Below are 11,324 nucleotides of genomic sequence, written 5' to 3' on the forward strand. Positions count from 1 at the left end.
TTCATTGTGTACTATTTTGAGAAAACTCCAAGGAGAAATTAAATGGCTGCTAAAGAAGTCAAATTTGGCCGTGAAGCGCGTGAGCGTTTGTTGCGCGGTGTCGACATCCTTGCTAATGCTGTTAAGGTGACACTCGGCCCTAAAGGTCGCAATGTGGTGATTGATAAATCATTCGGTGCGCCTCGCATCACAAAAGATGGTGTATCCGTTGCAAAGGAAATCGAACTGGAAGATAAGTTCGAAAATATGGGTGCACAAATGTTGCGCGAAGTTGCTTCTAAAACCAATGATATCGCTGGTGATGGAACAACAACAGCAACTGTTTTAGGACAAGCTATTGTGCAAGAAGGTGTTAAAGCTGTTGCTGCGGGCATGAACCCAATGGATCTTAAACGTGGGATTGATGCTGCTGTTGAAGAAGTGGTGGCAAACCTCTTCAAAAAAGCAAAAAAAATCCAAACTTCAGCAGAAATTGCACAGGTGGGAACAATTTCCGCTAATGGCGCTGCTGAAATCGGTAAAATGATCGCTGATGCTATGGAAAAAGTGGGCAATGAAGGCGTCATTACCGTGGAAGAAGCTAAAACCGCTGAAACGGAATTAGAAGTCGTTGAAGGAATGCAATTTGACCGTGGGTATCTTTCCCCTTATTTTGTCACAAATGCTGAGAAAATGGTCGCTGATCTTGATGATCCTTACATTCTCATTCACGAAAAGAAATTGTCTAATTTGCAATCTCTTCTTCCTGTGCTTGAAGCTGTTGTTCAGTCTGGAAAACCACTTCTCATTATCGCTGAAGATGTGGAAGGTGAAGCTTTGGCAACGCTCGTTGTCAACAAATTGCGTGGTGGTTTGAAAATTGCTGCTGTAAAAGCTCCTGGATTTGGTGATCGTCGTAAAGCAATGTTAGAGGATATCGCAATCTTGACATCCGGACAGGTTATTTCTGAAGATGTGGGCATTAAACTTGAAAATGTCACTTTGGATATGCTTGGACGTGCAAAGAAAGTGAACATTTCTAAAGAAAACACCACCATTATTGATGGTGCTGGACAAAAGTCTGAAATTACTGCTCGCGTCAATCAAATCAAGGCTCAGATCGAAGAAACAACTTCTGACTATGACCGTGAAAAATTGCAAGAAAGACTTGCTAAACTCGCTGGTGGTGTTGCTGTTATCCGTGTGGGTGGTGCAACAGAAGTTGAAGTGAAAGAAAAGAAAGACCGTGTTGATGATGCCTTGAATGCAACACGTGCTGCTGTTGAAGAAGGTATTGTTGCTGGTGGTGGTACCGCATTGTTGCGTGCAGCAAATGCGTTGACCGTTAAGGGAAGTAATCCTGACCAAGAAGCTGGTATTAGTATCGTTCGTCGTGCTCTACAAGCACCAGCGCGCCAGATTGCAAGCAATGCTGGTGAAGAAGCCGCTATTATTGTGGGCAAAGTGCTGGAAAATAATGCTGACACCTATGGTTACAATACCGCAACTGGTGAATTCGGTGATTTGATTGCTTTGGGAATTGTTGATCCCGTGAAAGTTGTGCGTTCTGCTCTTCAGAATGCGGCTTCAATTGCGAGCCTTCTGATCACAACAGAAGCAATGGTTGCTGAAGTTCCAAAGAAAGATACACCAATGCCTCCGATGCCTGCTGGTGGAATGGGTGGAATGGGCGGAATGGATTTCTAAGCTCTTATTCCATAAACGTAATAAAGAAACGGGTCTTCTGTGCCCGTTTTTTTAATGCTTTTTCACGTTTTGCAACCGGTGAATTTGGTGATTTGATTGCTTTCAAGAATTGTTGATCCCGTGAAAGTTTTTGCGTTCTGCTCTCCAGAATGCGGCTTCAATTGCTAGCCTGCTGATTACAACAGAAGCAATGGTTGCTGAAGTTCCAAAGAAAGATACACCAATGCCTCCGATGCCTGCTGGTGGAATGGGTGGAATGGGCGGAATGGATTTCTAAGCTCTTTTCCATAAACGTAATAAAGAAACGGGCCTTCTGTGCCCGTTTTTTTTTAATGCTTTTTCACGTTTTCAACCGGTGAATGTGGTGATTTGATTGCTTTCAAGAATTGTTGATCCAGTGAAAGTTTTTGCGTTCTGCTCTCCAGAATGCGGCTTCAATTGCGAGCCTGCTGATTACAACAGAAGCAATGGTTGCTGAAGTTCCGAAGAAAGATACACCAATGCCTCCAATGCCTGGTGGCGGAATGGGTGGAATGGGCGGAATGGATTTCTAAGCTCTTATTCCATAGAAATAATAAAGAAACGGGCCTTCTGTGCCCGTTTTTTTTTAATGCTTTTTCACGTTTTCAACCGGTGAATTTGGTGATTTGATTGCTTTTTTTATTTTTCATTGGTTGATGTATCGCCATTGTGAATAGAGCTCACTCTTTATTCATGACTTTTTCTCTTGCATTTATGAGATGTTTTTATTGTGCGGGGATCGTGGTTTTCTTTGAAAATATTTTATTGATAAAAATACAACTTTTTGATTTATAGTCATTTCTTTCTTATACAGTTCTATTTTTTCATTTTAAGTTTATGCATGTACCATTAAAAAAATCCTGTGTTTGTGCTTTCGTGTTTGCGCTTTAGAAGGGCGAATGGTTTTTATGAACCAACGCAAGAGTTCGTACCCATTGAAAGTTGAACAGAGCATGTTGGGTCTTGTTTGTTTTTATGAATAAGATGCTGGTGTTTTTAAGCTTTTATATGAAAATAAAATTCAGGGTTTGCTCTGTTAAAGGGCTTTTGTATATGGGGGCAAGCATATCTTTGTTTGGTTAATCTCTGCAATAGAAAGACAGCCTCATTAAGAAAGAATGTAAAGGCATATAATCACTCGTCTTGTCATCATCTTCTTGCTTTATGACTTTTAAAGGTATTGATAGTAATATCTTATTAAATAACGAAGATGATGCCTCACGCTTTTGTTGCTTGCGTGTCTTTTTTTTGTGAAATTTCGTCATTATGTAGCACTTGCACAAAATCAATGTTTATTAGTGATTTGTGTTATTTATTACCCTTAGCTCTATTATGAGTTTTGCATAACATTTCACAATTAGCCTTGTCGGTTGCACCCCCTTTACTCCAAGCGGTCACATGGTCTGCATCCATGTCGGCAAGTTTCCAAATTTTATTTTTATTGACATTGTCACTGATTGCACATAGCGGGCAGTTTGAAATACCATTCACTTCGGCATTGGCGGTTTGTTTGGCATAGGTTGATTTTTTGGTAGCTTCATCAAATACTCTTACATTAAGTAATTTTTTATCCATCATACCACCTAGCACATATTCAAAAATTCCTTTACGGTCTTTGACATAAGGGTCTGCATATAGGTTTTTTACTTGCTCACTAATGGTTTGCGGATTGTAAGGCTTGGATTTGTAGGTTTCATATAGTCGTCCCCATTCTAACCCCTGCATTTCTTTCTCAACAGTAGTAAAAATCCCTGATACCCAGTCAATTACGGTATTAAAATAGGTTTTTAGTTCGCTAATGTTGTCATCATGACGGTGACGGCTCATGTAGTCGCCTACATTGTTACGGCTGACCCATTCAAGGGCGGTGGCTAAAAAGTCTTGGCGTAAAGCTGATCCTCGCACATAACTCGCCCATTTGTTAATATTGGCGTTTTGGCTGTTGCTAAATTCGGCTTTTGCTAGGGTTACAAATTTGCCTGAATAGACAGCATTTAATAATTCTTGTTCATTGAGTGGTACGCCTGCAATGTTGATGGTTTTAAACCAGTTTTTAATTTCGATTTCCTCACCGTCACACACATATACTAAAAGATTGGTTTTATTAATCAAATCTTGCTGTTCAGGTGGTAGTGAGTTGAAATATTGCGGGGTCTTATTGTTATCCATGATGGCAAATTTATTGGTAACAAATCGCCCGATACTGGTAATGCGTTGCTGTCCGTCTAAAACCTCATAGATACCATCCCCTGTTTGGTTAAAATACAACAAACCCAATGGGTAGCCCTTTAGGATAGATTCGATAACGGCAACATCACGTTTACCATCAGCATAGATATAATTGCGTTGGTATTCAGGTTGAATGGTAAGTTTGCCAGATAAGCCAAATAAGCCTTTGCCTTCAAATTCGTTGTAGGTGAATCCATGACAGATATCGGCAATGGTATAGGTCTTAAGCGTGGTTTTCATAAATTATTCTTATTTCCCGTTAGATGCTTCGTCAGCGACAACATTTAACATTAGTTGAATTATAGAAATACAATCAAGGGCATTTTTAATTTTTAATTTTCGATATTTTGCGGTGCTAGACTTATTGAAATTATTTGACTGCATAGAGCCATAATATGATATCGTGTCATCAAGCATCATTTCTTTGGTAGCCCCACCGACAAAATAGACAACCAAATCTCGTTTCAAAAATAAATTATCATCGAAATACTGTTCATTTAAAAACTTAACTGTAGTAGCACTATAATCTATACCGCCTTTATTATTTTTAACGAACTGCCCGTTACTGTAATCAATACTAAAAAGAAAACGCAAATAGAAATCTTTATCCATTTCTATAGTTTTAACATGGTTAGTATAAGTACCTAATATATCAAAATCTTTTATTATAGCCTCTGCTATCGGCTTAAATGGAAAAGAGGAGCGTATCTCTACTGTTTTTATGGCTTGATGTTCAATGTCTGACTGGTCTTTCCATCTTTTGATAATCTTTATATCAACTTGATTGATAGAATTATTTGAACTATCTATTTGTATAGAAACATTTTTACTTGTATTGTAGTGATTAAGCATAGTAAAGCATAATTGCTCAATGATAAGACCACACAAGCCTTTTAACTGAATTTCTCTTAAATTTCTTGTATCACCTGACGAATTGGCTGAATTAAAATTTATATTGCTTAAACGCTTTTTTGCAATCGCAACGATATTTTGAGTGTTTTGATTATCAGGTGTAAGCACAATACGCTGTATTCTAAATGGTAGATTGTTGAAATAATCACATCGGATCATGTGATTATTGTCAAACAGCATTTGCCCATCATTATAATCTATATATTCAATGTACATATTAGGCACTCTCATTATTCTGCTTGTATGAGGATTCGTGAGTACATTCGATTACCCTTAATGTAAGCACGGTCTAACTTACCATTCCAATCAGCAACAGCTAAATTACTTAATAATCCATTTTTGACATCTAAATCCATACCAATAATTTTAAACTGTTCAGGGTTGTGTTTGTCTAAAAAGCTAATAGGAACACCCATAATACCTTTATAATCGCTTGGTGTGGCGATAGTTACGGGTACCTCAATGGCGTTGTAATTATCGTATTTTTGATAAGCATTTTTTCCTTGAATTTTCTTATTAAATTTAAGATTTTCTGCCATTGTCATCAGTTGCAAGGGTTGATGTCGTCTGCCATGGTCGATATTTGTAAACCAACGAACGCCTTTTACACGAATATATTTATTCCCCTCGTCATCAATTCTAAATCCTGCTGCTTCAAGTGGGTAGCTTTCAGGCACTCTAAACTCTCTATCACCACTATTAATGGTCGCACCTAACCATGCTTCATTGTTTTTAATGAGTGAAAATATGTCTTTACAGGTAATGGCGTTCATATTTCCAATAATGGAAAATTGTTTATCCGCTTCCACTATCCATGCCAAAAATTCACGAAATAGCGAAAAGGGTGGATTGGTGATAATCATATCCGCTTCATCTCGCAAGGCTTTGATTTCATCTGTTTTAAAATCCCCTGTGCCATTAAGGTAATGCCATTGCAAATCCTTAATATCGACTTTGCCGTCATGGTTATTGTCTTTATCAAGGATGAATATTTTACCCTGTTTTACCGATTTATCTTTGTCATAATTCGGGCTTTGAGTTTCAAATAAAGACGGCTGATAATCAGCTTGTAAATCTTTACTGGTATGTGCGTAACTGGTGCTAATGAGTTTTTTCAAGCCAAATCGTTCAAAGTTTTGAGCGAAATACTTGGTAAAGTTACTCCAATCGGGGTCGTCACATGGTAAAAAGACAATTTTACCTCGAAAAACGTTAGCGTCATAGTCAAGGTAGGATTGCATTTCCTTTTCAATATCGTTGTATTGCGTGTAAAATTCATCCTTTTTGGCACTTTTGGCTTTAGATAAGCCACTATTTTTACTCTCAAGATGTGCATCATTATTAAACATATTAAAACCTTCTCAATAAGACCAACTCAAAACTATCGTTTATAAAAAATGTTATTAAATCAAACGAATTTTATTGCACCCAATTGCAGTTAAAACCTGCAACATAAAGTCCGCCCCAAAAGCTCCGCGAGAAATCTTATTGCTAAGGTTTTGTGGGGTTTCCTCAATACCTAAGTCTTTTAACTTTTCTGCCACATCAGCATAGCTAAGGTTTCTAAGGACAATTTCCGCTTTAACAATGCCCTTGGCTTTATTTCGCCATTCATTGTTCTTTGAGTGTTTCATGTCGTATTTTCTCACTATTTAAAACATATAATCATTATAAACGATTATAAATCTATTGTCAAAATTTGTTATAAGGCGTATAATCATCACAAACGATGATTAACAGGCTTAAATTATGACAAAACACCTCTTACTAACAGCCCATGCTCGTAGTATGTCGTCACTAGCCATTGTTCGGTTAAGTGATGACAAGTGCCACGCTATGCTGTGTAAATTGCGTTGGGGTAGTACAGAAATCGTGGTTTGTCCGAAATGCCAAGTACAAAATAAAGCCTATTACATTACCAGTCGTAAACAATGATAATGTGAGCATTGCAAACATCGCTTTAGTGTAACATCAAGCATTATCTTTGCTCACCATAAATTGCCATTACGGACGCTTCTTTTTGTCTGTGCCATTTAAGTTAATGCGGTGAAAGGTATATCAGCCAGCTATCTCGTGACCTAGATTTTCAGTACAAAACTGCTTTTGTTCTAGCCCATAAAATCCGTGAATCACTCCAAGCCCAAAAAGATTTGTTTTCGCTAAATGGTGAAATCCACATGGACGGTAGCTACGTCTACTCAAGTGTGCGTGAGGAAAATAAAAAGATTGATAGGGTGGATAGACGTTTAAAGGTCAATGAGAACTCCAATAAGCGTTGTATCATCGTTATGCGTAATCGCTACACCACAGACGAAATCCTAACCAATCTATAACTCGCAGGGGCTAAAATGGCATATACCTTCGTATCTTTTTTTTGTGAAATCCCTCACGTAAAACAGAAAAGCCGTAAATATATTTGTCTCCAAATATACATTTTTGCATATTGACGTGTTTTTTATGAGCCATTTTGTTCGTCACACCGATTTTGCAATGGATTCGTGAATGGCATAAGGGCAGAGCCCTCATGAAGTGCATAACTATAGGGCACGATCATCTTTACGCTTAATAAAAGAATACGCTAACGTTATCATACATGTTTTCAGCTCTTAATGTTATGACAAGCCGTTAGTTCGTGAGACGGTGAGGCGTGCCTTGCTTGTATAGTTTTGACCCATACACTGTAATGTGCAAGCGACATGGTTTGGATTGTTTTAAAAGAAACAGGTTTGGAAATGAGAGAACCCTACGATATGCAGAGTTTTAATTCAAGTTGAAGAGTGCTTAATGATAATTATAAATCAATGTGAGGTTTTACGGTTTTCAAGAGCATTGTATTCTTACAAATCTTGCAAATAATGACAGTCATCTGTTGTTTCACGTTTTTAATGGGTTTTAATGGCAAAACTTTTAATGGAGTAACGCTTTTATTTATAATAATAATTCATTGTTTTGTATGTTGAATAAGAGATTTTTATTGCGGTGGATTTTTTCATTTCAATTCTCTTTTATGTTGAAACAATCTCAATCATTTTCTTATACCTCACAAGTGGATGGAGCTAGGGTAAAATACTGAAAGAAAATAAAAATGCCTCTCATGAATATTCTAAAATAGTTAGTTTTTTTGTAAATAGTTTTTTTGTAAACGGGGGGGTATAAACAGAGTTTTTGTAAATAGAGGGTTTTATAAATATTGGAGGTTAGTAATGCGTAGGGTGGTGTCCGATTGCTCTTTTTTTAAGCATAAAGATAAGGGGATTTTAGGCAAGTTAATACTTTTTGCGTTGTTTACTTATGCAATTATTAAAAAATATTTTTAAATTTTTTCGCGATGGTATCTTCCCGATTGGATTTATGAAGAATATAAAATATTTTTTAGTATCAATAGTTTATTTTAGAAAATGTGCGTTGGTATGATCCTTTTCTTATGTTAGCAAAGTTGTTGACTCACGCGTTGGTTAAAAACTTCTCTTCATGCCCCTAAATTCATTTCATGAAAGCGTTTGTGAAGAGTGTGTAAATTTCCCATGAGACGTGAAAAATCATCAATAAAATTTCCATGTTATTCAAAAAATAACGAATGGCTTTTTATATTTTTAAAAGTTTTAACACGTCTCATGTTTTTTATTTATTTTAGAGTTGAATATTCGATTTTTGTGTAAAAATACTTCCCAATGCATCCACGATACGTGAAAAATCAAGCGCTAATAAGAAAATGATGAATATAATCCACTTCGTATAGCGTGACATTATTTTTACACTTTTATAAGTCGTGATGATTTCTTGTAGGATCTCTTTTTCCTTTTCTGTAAGCTCTGTTTGTTTTTCTGTTTTTTTTCTAGCCATGTTTCCACCCACACAAGCCTTCCCCTTGTTTGTTATGCTTTAAAATATCTCTTGCGAGATTTGAACTGATGATATTGAGATCTTTTTTGTCTAAATAAATGGGCATCCACCCAACGCAAGAAAAAGGCTCATTTATTGTTTTTATCGCGCAACCAGTGAGTAAGAGCAGTGCGTACATCAGCATCACTTTTTTGATTAATTTCATTTTCCACCTCTAGCCGTGTTGTTGATGACTTTAGCGTTTTTTCTATTTTCTTTTGTTGTTCAACCTTCTTTCCAAGAGTGAAAGCTTTTGCTAAAGCGATAAAAAAAGCGGTCAGAGCCGCTCCTGTTATCATCAGATTTTTTTTCAACCACCACATCATAAGCGCTGCTCCCGAAACCGTTTTGCCACAAAGAAAATGCCAACGCAGGCGGCTAAAACCATAATGGTTGCTAATGCCCATTGGATAGGACCATTGCCTGCCAATAAGCCCCCAAGTCCAGAAAAAGAACCAATAATCGGTGTAAGCGCTTCTGCTTTGAAAAATCCCATTGGAGCTTGCGTTTCTACAGTTTGGTAGTTGGGAGAAACATAAGCCCCTTTTGCCCATAATCCCGATTCTGCTGCACGACGGTGCACTAAACCGTGAAGACGTTTTCCTCCTGCTTTAGTCCACTTTTGTAACTCAGCAGGGACGGCTTCATATTCGCCATTATTGAGCTTTTTTAGAAGGGTCGAATTACAAAAAGCCGATGTTCCTATATTATAGCAAAACGATACGAGCGCGGCGAATTGTTCATCCGTTAAAGAAACTGTCACATGTTTTTCAACGGTATTTTCAAACTGTCTTAAATCTTGAGAAAGAATTTCTTCTGCTTGTTTTTCAGTAATGATCATGCCCTTGTGAACGAACGGTTGGCCTGCCGTGGTGGTATGGCCATAGCCGATTGTCCACACCCCGATGGCATCTTTATAGGCTTGTAAACGCAATCCTTCCCATTGTTTAATGAGTGCAAGCCCTGCTTTAGATATTTTTCTCATTTGCTTCTCCATAAAATAAAGCCTCACGTTAACGTGAGGCTGGTTGACAGATTAAAAATGAATTTTTTCACGCTTCAAAAACAGAAGAGATGTGAAACTTTTATGAAATCAAAAGGTTGGTTGTGACATCTTAGGGAATGGGGAATGGTTGGCCAAGTGGGGTAATGGTTGGGCTGGTGTTTTCCGTTAAGAGAGGTTGTAGATTTTAAGAGCTTGTCCTGGTGTTTTTGATGGAGCCTTCTTGGGGTGCGGGCAGCTGTTTGGTTGATGCACGATAAGCGTGATCTATTGCGGTTGTGTTCGTCGTATGGCATTGATGTGGGGGGCTTGAGATACGAAGTGGATACTCTCAGAAAAACAAGACATATGCTTTTACTGAAGACGAAAGCATTAAATATTTTATGTATCAAACGTTTTGCTTATCCAAAGAGTCTCATTATTACAAAGAGCTTTGGGCTAACAAGAGCTGTGGAATTTTGATACAATTTTAAGAGGGGCTGGTTTTTATAGGACAATGGTGCTTTTTCGTTAAGAGGAAAGTTGTTGGCTATTTTTGTTTTATGAGCGCAAAAGCTGGTTTGCTTAGAGAAATCTTAGCCGTAAAGCAGCCTCTCTTCGTTCTTTGATGAATAGGAATATGGAAAAGCCTCACTTACATCGTTAAAGATTTGTATTCAGTGAGCCTTTTTTGGTGGGAGGAAACGGAAACAGTTTTTCCCTCTGTTTCTCTTAAGTTTTTTTCAAATCTCTCCCTCAGGGTTTCGCCTTTTTTGTTGACTGTTTCATGTTCAGCTTCCGGATTGACTTTTAAATAGTGTTCTAGACGTCTTCTTCCTTGTGTGTGTTTATAAAAAGTGGTTGGAAGATAGGAATCTAACTTTTCAGCAGATAAAGATGAATTGGGTTCACAGAATATACCCTTAACATTATCTTTGTGCAATCTTGCTAATTTATCAGATTCAAGATGAAGCTTTTTGGCAAGGCTTAAGCTGAACATCCCGCATTCAGAAGAGCTTCGCTGAATATCCATTTCTGCCGTGGTAAAAGAATAAGGAGGCAGTTGAAGACATTGAAGGGTTTGATTTATTTTTATCCCTAGTTTGCAAGCCGTGATATTCTGAAAGGTTGTAGGTTCAAGCATAATCAAAGAGATTTTGTCATCAACTTTTTGATAATCAAGGACGGCAAAGTGGATTTTGCTTCCCGAATTGACTATAAATCGGGCAGATTTTGCGTCGCTCTCAACGACTTCTTTTAGGGCGTGCGAAAACTCTTCTGCTGTAAGAGCCAATTTGAGATTCATTTCTGGATATTTGCTGTTTGCTTTTTCTACGAGAGCCGGCATCAATCTAATATCTGTGTTTTCATAATAAGAGTTAATCCAACGGCCGGTGACAAGATCATCTTCTAAGCCTGTAATAATATCTTTTAATTCGTCAGAACTCGGTGCAACATGTTCTTCTTCTGTTTGGATGGAACTTTGCATTAAACGTGCAATAAGGTCTTCTAAAGATTCATTTGCACTTGTTCCTTCTGGTGTTTGTGAGGAATGAGGGAGGGAAGGATCTTGTGGCTTCATAATCTTAGCCTCTATATTGATAATCGATGG

12 protein-coding genes and 2 pseudogenes are annotated in these 11,324 nt (G+C 37.7%); 5 read left to right on the forward strand and 9 right to left on the reverse strand.

All coding sequences use genetic code 11. From position 1 onward, the window contains the following. Positions 1-42: 42 nt before the first annotated feature. From groL to groEL (ACFILT_RS08905), 3 genes and pseudogenes are all read left to right on the forward strand, one after another. Positions 43-1,686, forward strand: a complete 1,644-nt coding sequence (gene groL / locus ACFILT_RS08895; protein ID WP_273790908.1) for a chaperonin GroEL — start codon at positions 43-45, stop codon at positions 1,684-1,686. A 71-nt stretch (positions 1,687-1,757) separates the two neighbouring features. Next, positions 1,758-1,963, forward strand: a pseudogene (gene groEL, locus ACFILT_RS08900) (chaperonin GroEL); the annotation flags it as partial. A 62-nt stretch (positions 1,964-2,025) separates the two neighbouring features. Then, positions 2,026-2,240 (forward strand): annotated as a pseudogene (groEL, locus tag ACFILT_RS08905) (chaperonin GroEL); the annotation flags it as partial. Positions 2,241-3,015: 775 nt separating this feature from the next. Here the strand turns inward: groEL (ACFILT_RS08905) and ACFILT_RS08910 are convergent. The 4 genes from ACFILT_RS08910 to ACFILT_RS08925 are packed head-to-tail and all read right to left on the reverse strand — an operon-like array spanning position 3,016 to position 6,482. Continuing rightward, positions 3,016-4,176: an HNH endonuclease family protein gene (locus ACFILT_RS08910; RefSeq protein WP_375679923.1), complete on the reverse strand. Its 1,161-nt coding sequence runs from the start codon at positions 4,174-4,176 to the stop codon at positions 3,016-3,018. 9 nt (positions 4,177-4,185) lie between these two features. Continuing rightward, entirely contained in the window at positions 4,186-5,079 is an 894-nt protein-coding gene (locus tag ACFILT_RS08915; RefSeq protein WP_375679924.1) for a hypothetical protein, read from the reverse strand. After that, positions 5,079-6,197 carry an adenine-specific methyltransferase EcoRI family protein gene (locus tag ACFILT_RS08920; protein WP_375679925.1) on the reverse strand — a complete coding sequence of 373 codons (1,119 nt, stop codon included), beginning with the start codon at positions 6,195-6,197 and terminating at the stop codon, positions 5,079-5,081. The genes ACFILT_RS08915 and ACFILT_RS08920 overlap by 1 nt, the downstream gene beginning before the upstream one ends. 54 nt (positions 6,198-6,251) lie before the next feature. Further along, entirely contained in the window at positions 6,252-6,482 is a 231-nt protein-coding gene (locus tag ACFILT_RS08925; protein ID WP_375679926.1) for a DUF6471 domain-containing protein, read from the reverse strand. A gap of 115 nt (positions 6,483-6,597) precedes the next feature. Between ACFILT_RS08925 and ACFILT_RS08930 the strand changes: the two genes are divergently transcribed. After that, positions 6,598-6,783, forward strand: coding sequence for a transposase (locus tag ACFILT_RS08930; RefSeq protein WP_375679927.1), 186 nt, complete (start codon positions 6,598-6,600; stop codon positions 6,781-6,783). A gap of 215 nt (positions 6,784-6,998) precedes the next feature. Continuing rightward, entirely contained in the window at positions 6,999-7,181 is a 183-nt protein-coding gene (locus tag ACFILT_RS08935; RefSeq protein ID WP_375679928.1) for a transposase, read from the forward strand. Between the two features lie 1,297 nt (positions 7,182-8,478). On the opposite strand, the gene ACFILT_RS08940 is transcribed toward ACFILT_RS08935, so the two are convergent. The 5 genes from ACFILT_RS08940 to ACFILT_RS08960 all read right to left on the reverse strand — a co-directional run bounded on the left by ACFILT_RS08940 (position 8,479) and on the right by ACFILT_RS08960 (position 11,294). Further along, entirely contained in the window at positions 8,479-8,691 is a 213-nt protein-coding gene (locus tag ACFILT_RS08940) for a hypothetical protein (protein WP_375679051.1), read from the reverse strand. Continuing rightward, on the reverse strand, positions 8,684-8,896 hold the full coding sequence (locus ACFILT_RS08945; protein ID WP_273790903.1) for a hypothetical protein: 213 nt from the start codon (positions 8,894-8,896) through the stop codon (positions 8,684-8,686). Before ACFILT_RS08945 ends, ACFILT_RS08940 begins: the two co-directional genes overlap by 8 nt. After that, on the reverse strand, positions 8,820-9,056 hold the full coding sequence (locus tag ACFILT_RS08950) for a hypothetical protein (RefSeq protein WP_375679050.1): 237 nt from the start codon (positions 9,054-9,056) through the stop codon (positions 8,820-8,822). The genes ACFILT_RS08945 and ACFILT_RS08950 overlap by 77 nt, the downstream gene beginning before the upstream one ends. Continuing rightward, the gene (locus ACFILT_RS08955) at positions 9,053-9,715 is read right to left on the reverse strand and encodes a lysozyme (protein WP_375679049.1); all 663 of its coding nucleotides are present in this window, start codon (positions 9,713-9,715) and stop codon (positions 9,053-9,055) included. Before ACFILT_RS08955 ends, ACFILT_RS08950 begins: the two co-directional genes overlap by 4 nt. Positions 9,716-10,367: 652 nt before the next feature. Continuing rightward, positions 10,368-11,294: a YopJ/AvrA family T3SS effector serine/threonine acetyltransferase gene (locus tag ACFILT_RS08960; RefSeq protein WP_375679060.1), complete on the reverse strand. Its 927-nt coding sequence runs from the start codon at positions 11,292-11,294 to the stop codon at positions 10,368-10,370. Positions 11,295-11,324 lie beyond the last annotated feature (30 nt).

The organism is Bartonella sp. AP7XZML (assembly GCF_042195745.1).
Lineage (GTDB): Bacteria > Pseudomonadota > Alphaproteobacteria > Rhizobiales > Rhizobiaceae > Bartonella.